Annotated in this window: 13 protein-coding genes; all 13 read right to left on the bottom strand. The window is 40.9% G+C overall.

The genetic code is table 11. The features are described 5' to 3' along the window. Positions 1 to 60 precede the first annotated feature (60 nt). The 13 genes from chvE to atpG all read right to left on the bottom strand — a co-directional run bounded on the left by chvE (position 61) and on the right by atpG (position 15,786). The gene (gene chvE / locus BPR_RS05975) at positions 61 to 1,140 is read right to left on the bottom strand and encodes a multiple monosaccharide ABC transporter substrate-binding protein (RefSeq protein ID WP_013280567.1); all 1,080 of its coding nucleotides are present in this window, start codon (positions 1,138 to 1,140) and stop codon (positions 61 to 63) included. Between the two features lie 244 nt (positions 1,141 to 1,384). Then, a complete protein-coding gene (locus BPR_RS05970; protein ID WP_013280566.1) occupies positions 1,385 to 2,434 on the bottom strand; it encodes a sugar ABC transporter substrate-binding protein in 1,050 nt (349 codons plus the stop codon). Positions 2,435 to 2,448: 14 nt separating this feature from the next. Then, a complete protein-coding gene (locus tag BPR_RS05965) occupies positions 2,449 to 4,044 on the bottom strand; it encodes a response regulator transcription factor (protein WP_013280565.1) in 1,596 nt (531 codons plus the stop codon). Positions 4,045 to 4,047: 3 nt separating this feature from the next. Next, positions 4,048 to 5,523: a sensor histidine kinase gene (locus BPR_RS05960; protein WP_167531153.1), complete on the bottom strand. Its 1,476-nt coding sequence runs from the start codon at positions 5,521 to 5,523 to the stop codon at positions 4,048 to 4,050. Then, complete coding sequence (locus BPR_RS05955) at positions 5,516 to 6,604, bottom strand: sugar ABC transporter substrate-binding protein (protein ID WP_042256664.1); 1,089 nt, start codon at positions 6,602 to 6,604, stop codon at positions 5,516 to 5,518. Before BPR_RS05955 ends, BPR_RS05960 begins: the two co-directional genes overlap by 8 nt. Positions 6,605 to 6,713: 109 nt before the next feature. Continuing rightward, complete coding sequence (gene ilvN / locus BPR_RS05950) at positions 6,714 to 7,196, bottom strand: acetolactate synthase small subunit (RefSeq protein ID WP_013280562.1); 483 nt, start codon at positions 7,194 to 7,196, stop codon at positions 6,714 to 6,716. Between the two features lie 26 nt (positions 7,197 to 7,222). Continuing rightward, positions 7,223 to 8,851 carry a biosynthetic-type acetolactate synthase large subunit gene (gene ilvB, locus BPR_RS05945; RefSeq protein ID WP_013280561.1) on the bottom strand — a complete coding sequence of 543 codons (1,629 nt, stop codon included), beginning with the start codon at positions 8,849 to 8,851 and terminating at the stop codon, positions 7,223 to 7,225. 14 nt (positions 8,852 to 8,865) lie between these two features. Next, positions 8,866 to 11,331 carry a homocysteine S-methyltransferase family protein gene (locus tag BPR_RS05940; RefSeq protein WP_013280560.1) on the bottom strand — a complete coding sequence of 822 codons (2,466 nt, stop codon included), beginning with the start codon at positions 11,329 to 11,331 and terminating at the stop codon, positions 8,866 to 8,868. A 46-nt stretch (positions 11,332 to 11,377) separates the two neighbouring features. Next, the gene (locus BPR_RS05935; RefSeq protein ID WP_013280559.1) at positions 11,378 to 12,445 is read right to left on the bottom strand and encodes an acyltransferase family protein; all 1,068 of its coding nucleotides are present in this window, start codon (positions 12,443 to 12,445) and stop codon (positions 11,378 to 11,380) included. A gap of 4 nt (positions 12,446 to 12,449) precedes the next feature. After that, positions 12,450 to 12,968, bottom strand: coding sequence for a hypothetical protein (locus tag BPR_RS05930; protein ID WP_026662676.1), 519 nt, complete (start codon positions 12,966 to 12,968; stop codon positions 12,450 to 12,452). Between the two features lie 16 nt (positions 12,969 to 12,984). Further along, positions 12,985 to 13,410 (bottom strand): ATP synthase F1 subunit epsilon, encoded by a 426-nt coding sequence (gene atpC / locus BPR_RS05925; RefSeq protein ID WP_013280557.1) that lies wholly within the window; start codon positions 13,408 to 13,410, stop codon positions 12,985 to 12,987. 2 nt (positions 13,411 to 13,412) lie between these two features. Next, positions 13,413 to 14,804, bottom strand: a complete 1,392-nt coding sequence (gene atpD / locus BPR_RS05920) for a F0F1 ATP synthase subunit beta (protein ID WP_013280556.1) — start codon at positions 14,802 to 14,804, stop codon at positions 13,413 to 13,415. 10 nt (positions 14,805 to 14,814) lie between these two features. After that, positions 14,815 to 15,786 (bottom strand): ATP synthase F1 subunit gamma, encoded by a 972-nt coding sequence (gene atpG, locus BPR_RS05915; protein WP_013280555.1) that lies wholly within the window; start codon positions 15,784 to 15,786, stop codon positions 14,815 to 14,817. Positions 15,787 to 15,804: the final 18 nt, after the last annotated feature.

Below are 15,804 nucleotides of genomic sequence, written 5' to 3'. Positions count from 1 at the left end.
AATGGGATGCATAATGCATGCTAGCATGCTATGCATCCCATTCTGTTACCTATTTATCGCTTACTTGAGCTGATCTTCTGTGTAGTAACCTGAATCGATAAGAAGTTCCTTGTAGTTGCTTACATCAGCAAATACAGGCTCGCAAAGGTATGAAGGAATAACACCAGTGCCGTTGTTGTATGTCTCTGTATCGTTAACAGGAGCTTCTGTTCCCTTCATGATAGCGTCAACCATTTCAACTGTCTTCTTGGCAAGATCACGAGTATCCTTGAAGATAGACATTGACTGCTTACCAGCAATCATGTTCTTAACGTTAGCAATATCGCAGTCCTGACCTGTGATGATTGGCCAGTCGCCTGTGTAGTTAGCTTCAAGAGAGTTTGTAACGCCGAGTGCTGTTGAATCGTTTGAGCAAAGAACAGCATCAAGCTTAGTTCCATCAGCATAGTTAGCAGAAATGATTGCATCCATTCTGGACTGAGCATTTTCTGTTGACCAGTTAGCTGTTGCTACATTATCAAAATCAACCTGACCAGACTTAACTACAAGCTTGCCATTGTCAATGTATGGCTTAAGTACGTCAATAGCACCGCCATAGAAGAATCTTGCATTGTTGTCACCAGGGTCACCTGTGAAGATTTCAAGATTGAAAGGACCTGCTGCATTGTCGAGATCAAGCTGCTGCTTGATGTACTCGCCCTGCTTGGTTCCTACCATATAGTTATCAAATGTTGCATAATAAGAAACAGCGTCAGAATTCATGATAAGACGGTCATAAGCGATAACCTTGATGCCGGCTTCTTTTGCCTGTGCAAGAACTGTTCCGAGTGAATCGCCATCGATAGAAGCAATTACAAGTACCTTAGCTCCTGAACTGATCATGTTCTCAATCTGAGAAACCTGAGTTGCAATATCATTAGAAGCATACTGAAGGTCAACATCGTAGCCGGCTGCCTTGAGCTGCTGCTCCATGTTTGCACCGTCCTGATTCCATCTCTGAAGATCCTTGGTAGGCATTGCCACACCAACTTTACCATTTCCACCGCCACTTGAGCTTGCAGGAGCCTGACTTCCGCATCCAACAAGGAGTGATGCTGCCATAGCTGCAGCGAGCATTACGCTAAATAACTTTTTCTTCATCTCTTTTCCTCCGTCAAAAATATGCTATAAGTTTATAAACTTTTAATAGTTTGGCATGACTCATGCCTCCCTACGCTTAACAATTTATCACACAAGTACAAGCACTAACTTGCATTATTAAGCAAATTTTTATTATCCATCAGAATAAAAAAACAGCAGTGCTAGCATTATTTTGCAGGCACTGCTGTATCGTCACAATTTTGTGCTATTTCGTAATATCTTGCGATATTCCAGGCAGCATTATTTAATGTGGAACATTCAAATAAACATCCTCTTTTAAATGGAATCCGTTCTTAATAATAACATCATCCATATTGTCTTTTGAAACACTCACCGTCTCTATCTTGAGGTAAGGAACTGTTTTTTTACCATCATCATACTCAGATAATTCCTCGGCGGGTAGCTCCTCTCCATTTGCAAGAGCGACTGCTGCCTCTGCTGCCTTCCCCGCAAGCTTCTCAATAGGCTTATAAACAGTCATCAGCTGAGTTCCCTCAACAATCCTCTGGCAGGCCTCAAGATCTGCGTCCTGTCCGGATACCATCTTTTTCCCCGCAAGCCGCTTCTCTGAAAGAGCATATACCACCTTGCTCGCCAGATCATCGTTGCCGCACATGATCGCATCTGCTTCTTCTATGAGCTCAGTGTTATTGTAAACGTAATCCCCTGCTGCCTCTGCTTTCCATCCATCTGCATAATAGATATCAAGCACTTCATTGTCATTTTCTTCCATGACTTTTGTGAAACCATCACGAACCATAGGAACATTATTATCTGTAAGCGGGCCGCATATCATTACCACCTTGCCGCCCTTTAAGCCATTTTTAACAAAAGCCTCTCCCATCATCTCTCCAACCATCTCATTATCAAAAGATATGTAGAGGTCTGCTCCGGCATTTGAAATCGGTCTGTCATAAGCAATAACTTTGATTCCCTCATCCTGGGCCTTCTTGACCGAATCTGCTATCTCCTTTGAATCAATACAGATAATGACTATAATATCCATCCCCTTTTTGATGAAATACTCTATCTGTTCCTTTTGTTTGGCCGGGTCACCATTAGCATTCTGAACATTAACTTCTGCCCCCAGTTCCTTGGCTGTAGAAACAAATACATCCCTGTCCCTTTGCCACCTCTCTATGACAAAAGAATCAAAGCACATTCCTATCTGCACCTTGTCACTTTTCTCTTTTCCGGAATTCTCAGCTTCTCTTGAAGGGCTACTGCATCCGGATAATAAAGCTGTAAGTAAGCAACCTATCAAGCACCCTAATACAAACCTTTTCTTTCCCATACCCTTTGCCCCACTTAAAATCTGTCTTTATATTCTGTTGGTGTAACTCCCACATTTTTCTTGAAGCTGCGGCTAAAATAATTAGGGTCCGAATAGCCACAGGATATACATATTTCTTTAACGGACAAATTAGAATTCTCCAATAGGTTCTTGGCTTTTTCTATTCTGATGTTAGTCAGATACTCAATAAAATTAAGTCCGCTCTCTTCCTTAAAAATCTTACTGAAATAATATGGTGAAATATTTACTACCTTTGATACATCGTCCAAAGAAATATCCTTGTCAAAATGTGCATCAATATAATCCTTGGCAGTCTTGATGATATTACCTGAGCGTTCCTGTCTCTTACTGATGACATCGCTACAGGCCGCCATAACCTTGGAAATAAACCATTCTCTTATCTCCATAGGAGTTTCTAGAGCCATTATTTCAGGAAGATAATTGTTCCTGCTGGAATATCTGTAGGTCTGACCACCATTTTGATAAGCAAGATGTTCTGCATAAAGTGAAAACTCCAAAACCTTGAGTCTCATCGACATAAGATCACCATCTGCTGCCTTCTGGCACATCCAGTCAGCATACTTCTCAGCTATAACTCTGGTCTCATTAAGATCGCCTTTACCTACGGCTTCAAAAAGAGGCTTCTCAAGAGCCTTAGGATATCCATCCTCATAATCGCAATTAATTGTAAGGTCATCTGCATGAGCTACTGATCCGGTTGTAGCTATCAGTGCATTAAGAGCTTCCTTGTAAGAATCTCCAAGTTCCTTTAAAGGCTTAACTCCTCCAATACCTACTCTAAAGCTGATATCCGTCTTCTTTCTGAGATATCTGGCCATTTCCCTTGCTCTGTCTATAAGCTCTGAGCGAAGTCCCAGTTCCATCTGCGGCTCTTTTTGAGGAATCAGGACAGCTATTTTATTAGCCATTACATTACCTATCTTGCAATCAAAGAAGTTCTTGACCCCTTCTCTTATTTCCTGATACTTACCGGAGATCTTGACAGAACTTCCGATAGCATTAGTCATGTGATTTCCTTCCTGAGAATCTCCGCATACTATCGCCATCATGTATCCATAGCTTTCCTCTATTCCCAGAATAGTTCTGTAATTGTCTATATCTTCCTCGAAATGCTCCTGCAAAAGAATGTCATAAATAAGTCCGTTCTCTATAATAGGTTCTACAGTCTCCAGTTTTTCTTTAATGAGAAGTTCATTGCTCCTCTTTTCCCTGTCTGAATCTATCTGCTCCATTGCCTTTTTAAGAACACTTATAACCTTGGTCTTATCCATGGGCTTGGTAATATATTCAAGAACTCCAAGCTTAATGGCTTCCTTGGCGTAATCAAATTTGTCATAGGCAGACATTACTATAAATACTGTATTACTGCTAAATCTCTGCATCTCTCTGATGGCATCAATACCATTTATACCGGGCATATGGATATCTACAATTGCTATATCCGGTCTGAAAGTCTCAGCAAGCTCTATCATCTTTCGCCCCGACTTGGCAAACTCCACCTGACATGTATTTCCGAATTCTTTTTCTATAATAAACTTAGTAGAATCAATCACGATTCCTTCATCATCTGCAAGCATTACCCTATACATTTACTAATTCTCCTCAAGGGGAATGCTCAGTTTTATCTCGCACCCCTTGTTTTCACCTTCACTCTTTATACTGATAACATCTCTTCTTCCTGCGAACAGGCGAAGTCTTGATATAACATTGTCCATTCCAATGCCGTTGTTGTCATAGCTGTTCTCATCAGGATTTCTGGTTCCGGAGAGAATCTCTTCTATGGTCTTTTCATCCATTCCCTTGCCGTTATCTATAACGCTGATACAAAGATTGTCATCTTCCCTGTAAACCTTAAGAAGGATCCTGCCATCCCCTGCCATTTCTCTTATTCCATGATTAACAGCATTCTCAACAATAGGCTGCAGGATCATACTGGGCATCTTGTGGTCAAGGAGCCTCTCATCTACCTGCTTGTCATAGCCAATATCCCCTGAGAACCTTACATTAAGTATCCTGATATAGTTGTCGACAAGAGTAACTTCTTCGCGGACATTAACTGTATCCTGACGGTTTTTGACATTATACCTGAAGAAATCAGCCACAGTCTGAACATACTCATAAGTTCTGTCAGCGCCTTCCATCATGGCAAGCTGAGCCCCGGCATTAAGGGTATTAAAAAGAAAATGCGGATTTATCTGAGCCTTAAGGTACTTAAGCTGGGCATCCTTGAGGTGAGCTTCCATTGTAAGCTCTTTTTCCTGCATATCTTTCTCTTTCTCAAGGCTCTCTCTAAGTTTCTCGATATAGTCCTTGATACTGATGACCATCTTGTTAAAGGCACCAATAACAATGCCTATCTCGTCGTTGTAATGGGCTGTAGGAAGAACGATATCAAAATTACCGTCTGCAACTTCATCCGCTGAGTCAGATAACTTCTTAAGCGGTAAAATGATAGTCTTAACAAAGCTTGTAATAATAAACACGTTGCCTATCATTACAATGAACATGACTCCGACAGCGACTACTTCAAAGTATCTAAAGGCCTTGATAAGAGTGTTAAAGCTCTCTGAATTGGATACAAAAAGCTCAAGGTTAAGGCTGGTAAGATAGGCCTTGATATCCTTATACAGTTCTGTGGACTTCTCATAATAGGCTCTGTATTTTTCGACGTTTCTGCCTCTCTTGGTATCTATAGTCTTCTCAACCTCACCAAGATAATTGCCTGTCATGTACTTGATATTTCTTTCCATTCGGTTATAAGAAAGGTCAGTTATCTTATCATCAAGCTCACCTGATAGATTCGTTAATTTCTGGGCACTTATATAGTAGTTTTCCAGGGAATCACTTGTCTTGGAACTAAGATAAAGAGTCATCGAGTCCTGAACTTCATCAAGAGCTTTGGTAAGCTCATTAAGTGCCCTGTTATCCTGATATACCATGTCCATATCATTGGACATACTGTTAATTCCCAGCAAAAGAAAAATGTTTACCACAAAGATAATTACATTAGCAAACACACAAACACTTATGATCTTGGTCTGGAGAGAGCTGTTAAAAAATCTATTCATCCTGCTCCTCCTGTTTTTTGAACTCATATACATTATCTTTATCAATAAGTGTTATATCTGCAGTGTAATATTCACTTGTATTTCCATATTCATAATAGTCCATCAGCGCCTGAATACTGTATGTCCCCAGCTGATCAGTATCAATAGAAATGGTCGCAAAAATAACTCCTCTGTCAATTGCCTTGATTATTTCTTCCGAATCATAGTAACCAAGGACATTGACATCTCCAACCATATTGTAGTCTACAACTGCCTGATAAGCGCAGACTGTGCTCTGCTCATTAAGGCACACTATTACATCAGGGACATCTTTTTGCATAAAAATATCTCTGATCGATTCCTCTACTGAGAAGGTATTAGTATTATCGACAGTTACAATTGAAACCTCAAACTCAGAATCCGTAGCATTTTCCTGTCTGATCGTATCCTGCATTGACGATATGATGATGTTCTGTCCGGCATCAAGAGTATCAGAATTTGCTAAAGCAGCTATCTGGATCTTGGTCCTGTCCCCTATCGTTTCTGATTCCAGAAGCTCCTGCCTTCTGTTCTCCTTGATGATCCTGACTATCTGCTTGCCATATAGCTTACCTACACTATAGCCGCCAACGCCAACAAAACTGATCCTGTCTGAATGCGTACTGTCACCATACAGAGTCACCACAGGTATTCCGCTCCTGACCGCCTCATCGATCAGATTAGTCATGGATACTGCCTCACTGGCATAGACGATTATTCCATCTACTCTGGATGCTATTGCTATTCGCATCAGCTCCTCACAGGAATAATCCCCCGAAAGATTCTCTCCCAAAAGATCCACATAAATATTGTTCTCTTTGGCAAATTCAAGCGCTGATCTGTATACAGACTGCCAGAAATCCGACTTGTAGTTGTCTGTGATCATCACATAATACTGCTCGTATTCATTGCCCTCCGCCTTGCCTGTTATCCCTGCTCTGTAGAATCTGAAATACAAAGACCCTGCAATAAGAGTAGTTACTACAAACACAAGGGTAAAGACAAGAGTCAGATACTGTCTGTTTATTCTTTTTTGATATATATCCTCATTACCTTTTTTCATATGCATCATTTTATCAAATGGGCCTGGTATAGCAAAAGTGGATTATCTTGTCATTTGTATCAGAATGACAAAAAAATCCACTTGAAAATTCACTATGTCAATTATATAGTCACTGCTCCTTGCACTTGGTAAGCGCAACTGTCCCTGTTCTTGCAATTTCTACTATGCTGACACTTTTGAGCATTTCAATGAAAAGCTCAATCCTCTCTGAAGTATCGCATATCTGTATCATCATAAGATTCTTGGACATATCAACAATCTGAGCATTCATGATCTCACAGTTCTCCATGATATCACGTCTGTTGTCTCTGTTATATTTAACCTTAATGAGCATCAGTTCTCTGTTTATGGACATGCTCTCCTTAAAGGTCTTAACCTTGATGACATCAATTTTCTTATTGAGCTGTTTCTCAATCTGCTCTATTGTACGCTCATCACCGCTGGAAACAATGGTCATGGCAGATATTCCCTTATCAGCAGTTTCACCTACAACCAGAGAATCTATATTAAAGTTTCTCCTGGAAAAAAGACCTGCCACTTTAGAAAGAACACCGGCTCTGTTCTCAACCAGTACTGAATAAATTCTACGCATTTTTCGCCACTCCAGTTTTCTGACATTTAATATTTAACAAGTTCCATAGGGTCTACGCGAACTTCCATAATAGCTGCATTGTCATCTGAGAAGAATTCTTTGAGCTTGTTCTCTATACTATCATCCCCTGTAACTTTCATGTATTCCATATCGTAGGCAGCTGCTATGAGGGAAAGATCCGGATCTCCCTTAAGCTCTACCATGCTGTAGTTATCATCATAAGCATAATGCTGATGTTCTCTCACCATACCAAGAAAGCCGTTCTTCATAACGATTATCTTGATGTTAATGCCATACTGTCTCATGGTGGCAAGCTCCATCATAGACATCTGGAAAGCTCCGTCTCCGATGACAGCAAGCACTTGCTTGTCAGGAGCAGCAAGCTTAGCTCCCATTGCTGCCGGAATAGAGTATCCCATTGTTCCCATTCCGCCTGATGTCAGAAATCTGCCGTTTCTAACCTTGTAGTAAGCACAGGACCACATCTGGTTCTGCCCTACATCTGCAACATAGATTGCATCATCATTTACTGCTGCTGAGAGTTTTGTCATAAAATCCTTAGGTTCCACATAATCATCATCGCGTGGCACCCTCTCAGAGGCCATCTCGTTTTTATATTTATTAAGAGTAGCAAGCCAGTCGCTGTGATCATCAGCATGCTCATCCTGTTCAAGAAAATCCTGGAAAATATTCTTGATATCACCAACAAGAGGAATAGTAGGTCCGACGTTTTTACCAATTTCAGCCGGGTCAACGTCAATATGAACCATTACCTTATTCTCTGTAATAAGGTCCGGTCTGTTGACCGCTCTGTCTGCAACTCTTGCTCCTACCATTAGAAGGAGATCCGACTCATTCATAGCCCTGTTAGCAAAGGGCTGACCATTGTTTCCAACCATACCAAAGAAAAGCGGATGGTCAGATGGCATAACGCCTATTCCCATCATGGTAGATACAACAGGAACGCTGTTAAGTTCAGCAAACTTCCTGATTTCCATTGTTGCCTGACTTAGGTGCACTCCACCTCCCACGCAGATAATAGGTCTTTTGGCCTTTTCAACCTCTTTGATGACTTTTTTGATCTGAGCCATATTTCCCTTTACGGTAGGCTTGTAGCTTCGCATAGAAATAGATTCCGGATAAGCAAACTTGTCTTTGTATTCTGCATTTTGAATATCAAATGGAATATCAATAAGAACAGGACCTCTCCTGCCTGTACTGGCAATGTAAAAAGCTTCTTTGATTATTTTCGGAAGGTCATTAACATCTCTTACCAGATAACTATACTTAACAAAAGACTCTACAGCACCTGTAATATCAGCTTCCTGGAAAACGTCACTTCCTATCATATCGCTGTTGACCTGCCCTGTAATAGCAACAAGCGGAATACTGTCAGCATATGCAGTTGCTATACCCGTGATAAGGTTCGTAGCACCCGGGCCGGAAGTAACAGCACACACTCCGACTCCCCCACTTATTCTGGCATAGCCGCTTGCAAGATGAGCTGCATTTTGCTCAGTACGAACAAGCACTCTTTTTATCTTAGAATCAAGAATCTTATTCCAAAAAGGATCTATAGCAACACCTGAATAACCAAAAATAACCTTGGTGTTCTCTTTTTCCAAACATCTTACGATTACTTCTGCCCCTGTCATAGGTTCCTCCAGTTTTATTCTATTCCGAGTATATTCTTGACAACTCTTACCGCATCGGCTGCATCAGAAGAGTAGCCATCCGCTCCAATCTCATCTGCATAATCCTGAGTCACTACTGCGCCGCCGATTATGATCTTGGCATCAAGGTTTTCCGCGTGGGCCAGGTCTACTACATTTTTCATTTCCTTCATCGTAGTAGTCATAAGCGCAGAAAGCGCAATTATCTTAGCATCATATTTCCTGGCAGCCTTAATGATTTCCTCTCTTGGCACATCCTTGCCAAGATCGATAACATTAAAGCCGTAGTTCTTGAGCATAAGAGCCACAAGGTTCTTGCCAATATCATGGATATCTCCATGAACAGTAGCTATCACGATAGAAGGAAGCTTTTCTCCTGAGTCAGCCCCCTCTTTTAAAAGAGGCTCCAGATATCCGATTGAAAGCTTCATCGCCTCAGCACCTGCTATCAGCTGAGGAAGGAAGTATTTGCCCTTATCAAAGAGATCTCCTACTTCATTAATTGCAGGCATAAGTATCTCATCAAGAATTTGTCTTGGGGAATTGCCTTCTTTAACAGCTTTCTCAGTATCCTTAACAATTCCTCTCTTGTTTCCTGTAAGTACATCTTTCTTAATTATATCAAGAATATTATCGTTTTCCAAAACAGCTTTGGATGAAGATACGTTCTGAGCTGCACTATTTGCAGAGTTTTGATCTGCATAGCGCTCCATTCTTGTTATATATCTTACGTCAGCGCCTTCTTTTTTACGAAGAAGGTCTGAAGCAAATGCTGCATTTACCAACATTTCCTGCGAAGGATTAGCAATTGCCATTGTAAGGCCTCTTGCAATCGCCATCGTAAGGAAGGCTGTGTTAACGTTGCTTCTCTGAGGAAGGCCAAAAGAAATATTGGAAAGGCCACAGATAGTTGCATAGCTGTTCTCATGGCAATATCCTATAGTATCAAGCGTATTGATCGCCGCGTTTGGATCAGCACCTACCGTTGCAACAAGTCCGTCAACAACGATATCCTCTTTATTCATCCCAAGTTTTGTGGCCATTTCATAAATTGTATTGATATTATCTATCTTCTCCTGACTATCCTTGGGAAGAGCTTCAGCAAGTGGCAAAAGAATAAACATAGCCCCATACTTTTTGGCAAGAGGAAGGAACTTTTCAGCCTTACCCTTTTCAAGAGAAATTGAATTCATAAGAGCTCGTCCGGGATAAAGACGAAGGGCTGCTTCCATAACTTCTGCACTACTTGTATCAATGCAGAGAGGAAGGTCAGTAATGGACATAACTTCTTCCATAACTTTGAGCATCATTTCTTTTTCATCAATTCCGCTCATTCCAACGTTTATATCAAGAATAGAAGCTCCCTCTTTTTCCTGATTGGCAGCAAAATCGCAGACCATATCAAGATTGCCTTCTCGTAGCTGTTCCTGAAGCTTCTTTTTGCCGGTAGGATTGATTCTCTCGCCGACTATCATAAAATTCTCATCAAGACCAAAAGAAAGACTCATTCTCTCAGAAGCCAGATATCTTCTGCCACAGATCTTTCTGGGAACAGGATTTCCCTCTCCATCTCTTATATCGTTTGGTTTAACATTACCATATCTGTCTTTAAGCCCCTTTATATAATCAGGGGTAGTTCCGCAGCAGCCGCCTATAATAGAAGCACCTGCACTTACTAAAAGTTCCATCTCTTTAACAAAGGTATCACAGTCCATGTCATACTCTGTATTACCATTCTCATCAACAGATGGAAGTCCTGCATTAGGCTTGGCAATGATCGGAATACTTGTCACAGCAGCCATATCGCTGATAATAGCCGCCATCTTATCTGGTCCGGTGGAACAGTTCGCGCCTATAGCACATGCTCCAAGTGCTTCTAATGTGATTGCACTTGATGCAGCATCTGAACCATAAAGAGTTCTGCCATCAGCTTCAAAGGTAAGGGTAACCATAACCGCTAGGTCAGTAACTTCCTTGGCCGCTATGAGTGCTGCTCTACACTCCTGAAGACTCATCATAGTCTCTACAACAAGAATATCGCAGCCTGCTGCTTCCAGTATTTTGATCTGCTGTTTGTAAACATCTACAAGCTCCTCAAAGTCAAGATCACCTATGGGCCTTAGCTGTCTTCCGGTCATGGTAATATCTCCGGCGACAAGAACTCCCGGTGCCGCTTTTTTGGTGAGTTTAACAAGACTTGAATTGATTTCTTCTATCCGGTCTCCCAGACCATAATCCGCAAGTTTTATCCTATTTCCTGTAAAAGTCGGGGCATATATAATGTCCGCACCTGCCTTGGCGTAATTGCTCTGTAGATTTATCATTACATCCTGATGCTCAAGTATCCAGTTCTCAGGGCACACTCCTGCCGGCATTCCGGCCTTCATAAGATTCGTTCCCGTAGCACCGTCCAGAAACAGTATTCTATTATTACTCAGACCCCAAAATTCTTCCTTAGTCATTGTCGTATCCTTTATTTTTTACTATCAAATATAACCTTAAATTACATCATCTACTAGATGACATTTTTAACCATTTTTCAAAATACACCGGAACAAAATAGAATAAAATCACACAAATAGCCATTATCATCAAAGGCTTAATCCCCATTGAAAGCGAAGGGATAATACCTTTCTGAGCCATAATATCTATCACGGCTATGATCAGCACATGATAATAATAAATGTTTGAAGAAGCTCTTTTACCTATTCTCCATATATAGTTTCCGGATGGAATCCTGCATTCTGACATAAACAAAATACTGATCACTATAAAAAGAGATCCAAAGTGAACCTCTTTATTTCCATATATTCCAATTTCTGCTATCGTGAGGACTATGCCAAAAACAAGTCCTGCAATGGCCTTGTATCCGGTACTCACCTGCCACTTTTCAAGCTCCTTGGGAGAAAGAGTGGCTTTTATTTCTCTGATATGATCTGAAAAAAGAATTCCAATAAGCACAAATGGAATACCGACAAATAACCAGTTTCTCATAACAAACCAGGTACAGATATTAATTCCAAATGGTCTTATAGGGTAATAGGTCTGCAACAGCATTCCCAGGTACAAAAAGAAAAGAAGTATACCGATAAGTCCCTTGTACCACTTTATCAAAACTCCTGCAAAAATATAAATAAGGCCATATACATATATAAGCGCAAAAAGATACCATAAATGATCAAAGGTATATGAGCCGTCATATATAAATCTTCCGGAATTATACAAAACAAAATTAGTAAGCTCTGCGAAATTAAACTTGGAAGATAGCCACTCTGAAACCGACATCTGATTAAAGATATTGACTACCAGAGAAAAAATAAGATGGATGATATATACAATTCCAGTAATCTTAAGCAGTTTAAGAAGCGCTTTTCCTGTTCTCATACGGATGAAAGCTATAGAGTTGTCTGAAGCATCCAAAAGAAATCTACCTGAAATTGCAAAAAAATAAGGTACCGCAAATCTGGCCAGGGCATCTATTACCTGACCAAATTTTCCCGGAAACCTTGTATGTATAGTTATGACTGCAAGGCAGGCAATAAACCTTGCAGCATATAAAAATCTGTTTTCTTTCATGAACTTATTCTGCGGTTGCTCCTATAGTAGAGAACTGACCTGCCTCCTGCGTAGTAACTATAACTCCGTCTCCCTCCGGTATTTCTCCGTGGAGAACCTGCAGCATAACATTTACTCTGCTATTTGCCCTTTCATAATACTGAGATGCAAGCATCTCACTATCTTCATCAAAAATGCCATCATAAGCCTGATGATAACTTTCATTAGCCATCTGCATATAATCCGCAGCCTCAGCAGCAATATCTGTAATTCCTGAAAACTCTTCCGGAATAGCTGTTGCAGCCATCACCTTGTAAGCTTCGTTCATCTCATCGAGGTAGCCCAAAAGTTCAATCTTGGCAGTCTCTGATGATGTATCAATATTGTTTATTGAATTATCCAGACTTGAAAGTTTATCGTAAAACTCCGTCATGCTGGCCTTGTAGTCTGTAAGCTCCTGTGATGCCTTATTTCCACATCCTGCAAGAAAAATACTACATACCGCAATTATGATCATATAAAAATGTGCTCTGTTACTAAACAAATTATGTCTCCTAATATCAGTCAGAATATTTAGAAGCAGCTTTAAGCCTTGTAAGAGCTCTGGCAAGTCCTGCCTGAGACTTCTTAAACTCCTTGATCGACTGCTTCTGCTGAAGATGCTCCATAGCAAACTCATATGCTTCCTGGGCTCTTCTCTTATCTATATCCTCAGGTCTCTCTACAGTGTTAACTATTACAATACATCTGTTATTGGCAACCTGAACAGATCCCAGACTCACAACACCGTAAATCCATTCTCCACCAGGCTTTTTAATCTTGATGACACCGTCATTAAGAGCAAGGATCATTTCCTCATGACCGGCCAGTATTGCCAGTTCACCATCATCCAGAGGTAAAATGATCTCCTCAGCTCTGTCATCATAGAACATACCATTAACAGAAATAACCTGAAGACCAAAGGTTGCTACTCTTGCATCACTCATATTTATGCCTCTATCTGCTTAGCCTTCTCAATAACTTCATCTATTGTACCAACATTAAAGAAAGCTGCTTCCGGATAAATATCCATCTCTCCATCAATAATAGCTTTAAAGCCCTTGATTGTCTCAGCAAGCGGTACAAACTTACCAGGAATACCTGTAAACTGCTCAGCTACATGAAAAGGCTGTGACAAAAATCTCTGCACCTTACGAGCTCTGTAAACAGTAAGCTTATCCTCATCACTAAGTTCTTCCATTCCGAGGATGGCAATGATGTCCTGAAGCTCTTTGTACTTCTGCAATATTTCCTGAACCTTCATTGCAGTCTCATAGTGAACCTTGCCAACTACATCCTCTTCAAGAATTCTACTTGAGGATTCAAGAGGATCTACAGCCGGATAAATACCCTGCTCAACGATCTTTCTGGACAAAACTGTCGTCGCATCAAGATGTGCAAACGTAGTGGCAGGTGCAGGATCTGTAAGGTCATCTGCTGGCACATATACAGCCTGTACGGATGTTACTGATCCAAGTCTTGTAGAAGCAATTCTCTCCTGAAGTGCACCAAGGTCTGTTGAAAGAGTAGGCTGATATCCAACAGCAGATGGCATTCTTCCAAGAAGCGATGAAACCTCAGAACCAGCCTGTACAAATCTAAAAATATTATCAATGAACAAAAGAACGTCCTGATGCTTAACATCTCTGAAATACTCAGCCATAGTAAGCCCCGTCTCAGCAACACGCATACGTGCTCCCGGCGGCTCATTCATCTGTCCAAATACAAGGGCTGTTTTGTTGATAACACCTGACTCAGTCATTTCAGACCACAGATCATTACCTTCTCTCGAACGCTCTCCAACACCTGTAAATATGGAATAACCGCCATGCTCTGTGGCAATATTCTGAATAAGCTCCTGGATAAGAACTGTTTTACCAACTCCGGCGCCTCCAAAAAGACCTATCTTACCACCCTTGGCATATGGAGCCAAAAGGTCTATAACCTTAATTCCTGTCTCCAAAACTTCTACTACAGGGCTCTGGTCAACCAGCTTAGGTGGTTCTCTGTGGATCTGCCACTTTTCTTCGCATTTAACCTCGCCTTTGTTGTCAATTGCATCACCAAGAACATTAAACAGTCTTCCGAGAACCTGTTCTCCAACCGGAACACTTATAGGGCTTCCAGTAGGATAAACTACCATATCCTTGCAAAGTCCTTCACTTGGAGACAGCATAATGCATCTGACAACATCCTCTCCTATATGCTGAGAAACCTCCATTACTCGTTTCTGGTCCTCAACATACACTTCCATAGCATCAGTTATATATGGAAGCTCGCCATCATCAAATTTTACATCTACTACAGGTCCCATAACCTGCAAAATTCTGCCATTACTCAAGGCTTTTCCCTCATCTTCTTGTTTCATCAATCATCTTTGCATCCTGGCCGTGCATTTGCTTCTTTTTGCTTTTCTGCATCTTGGCCAATTTAGCTCTTTTGAGTGCCTTAGCTCCACTTGCCACCTCAGTAATTTCCTGAGTGATCATAGCCTGTCTCTGTCTGTTATAGGTTCTCTGAAGAGCATCCAACATCTTGGCAGCATTCTTGTTGGCCGAATCCATCGCCATCATTCTGGAACTCTGCACCGAGCAAAACGCTTCAACCAAAGCTCCGTAGATATAACCCGTTACATAGTTTGGAACAATATTATCCAAGATAGCTGAAGGACTCGGTTCCATCAGAAATTCTTCAAGCATCGTTCCTATAGCCGGCTTCTCTTTTCGAATGTTCGTAATGATATCAAGTGGTAACAGCTTCTCAAATCTTGTCTCACAGACATTACTGTGAACAGTTGTATAGATGCAATAAAACTCATCTATCTCTCTGCGTGTGTAGTAATCAAGAATCTCTGCTGCTATTTTCCTTGCTCTGTGAAGAGTAGGATTCTGGGAGGTGAACATAAACGATTCTTCTACATCCATGTTCTTGGATAAAAAGTGATATCGTCCAACTTCTCCGATAACAAATAATTTCCATTTATCGCCATCATTAAGAATATGTTCCTCTGCCAGCTTGATCACATTATGATTATAGGCACCGGCAAGGCCCTTATCATCTGTAAAAACGATATAGCCTCTTCTTCTGTCCTGCTCCGGAATTTCAGACCTTGATTCCAGAAATACGTTTTCAACTCCCTCCGGAAGGTGACGTACAACTCTCGAGATCATAGCCTGCGTAGCAAAGAAAAATGGTTCTGTTTCATCCAGCATTTTCTTGGCTTTTCGAAGCTTAGTGGAAGAAATAAGATACATGGCATTTGTAATTTTTCTAGTATCGTTAACGCTATTTATGCGGTCACGAATTTCCTTGATATTTGCCAATTATCAAACCTCTGTTTA

This window comes from Butyrivibrio proteoclasticus B316 (assembly GCF_000145035.1).
GTDB classification, from domain to species: domain Bacteria; phylum Bacillota; class Clostridia; order Lachnospirales; family Lachnospiraceae; genus Butyrivibrio; species Butyrivibrio proteoclasticus.
The sequence above is the reverse complement of the archived record's forward strand: the minus strand, read 5'-3'. Positions and strand labels throughout refer to the sequence as shown.

What these genes read in the sequence shown, in the direction of transcription:
- chvE (WP_013280567.1), bottom strand. Translation starts at nt 1,140, where the DNA reads ATGAAGAAAAAGTTATTTAGCGTAATGCTCGCTGCAGCTATGGCAGCA.
- BPR_RS05970 (WP_013280566.1), bottom strand. Translation starts at nt 2,434, where the DNA reads ATGGGAAAGAAAAGGTTTGTATTAGGGTGCTTGATAGGTTGCTTACTT.
- BPR_RS05965 (WP_013280565.1), bottom strand. Translation starts at nt 4,044, where the DNA reads ATGTATAGGGTAATGCTTGCAGATGATGAAGGAATCGTGATTGATTCT.
- BPR_RS05960 (WP_167531153.1), bottom strand. Translation starts at nt 5,523, where the DNA reads ATGAATAGATTTTTTAACAGCTCTCTCCAGACCAAGATCATAAGTGTT.
- BPR_RS05955 (WP_042256664.1), bottom strand. Translation starts at nt 6,604, where the DNA reads ATGAAAAAAGGTAATGAGGATATATATCAAAAAAGAATAAACAGACAG.
- ilvN (WP_013280562.1), bottom strand. Translation starts at nt 7,196, where the DNA reads ATGCGTAGAATTTATTCAGTACTGGTTGAGAACAGAGCCGGTGTTCTT.
- ilvB (WP_013280561.1), bottom strand. Translation starts at nt 8,851, where the DNA reads ATGACAGGGGCAGAAGTAATCGTAAGATGTTTGGAAAAAGAGAACACC.
- BPR_RS05940 (WP_013280560.1), bottom strand. Translation starts at nt 11,331, where the DNA reads ATGACTAAGGAAGAATTTTGGGGTCTGAGTAATAATAGAATACTGTTT.
- BPR_RS05935 (WP_013280559.1), bottom strand. Translation starts at nt 12,445, where the DNA reads ATGAAAGAAAACAGATTTTTATATGCTGCAAGGTTTATTGCCTGCCTT.
- atpC (WP_013280557.1), bottom strand. Translation starts at nt 13,410, where the DNA reads ATGAGTGATGCAAGAGTAGCAACCTTTGGTCTTCAGGTTATTTCTGTT.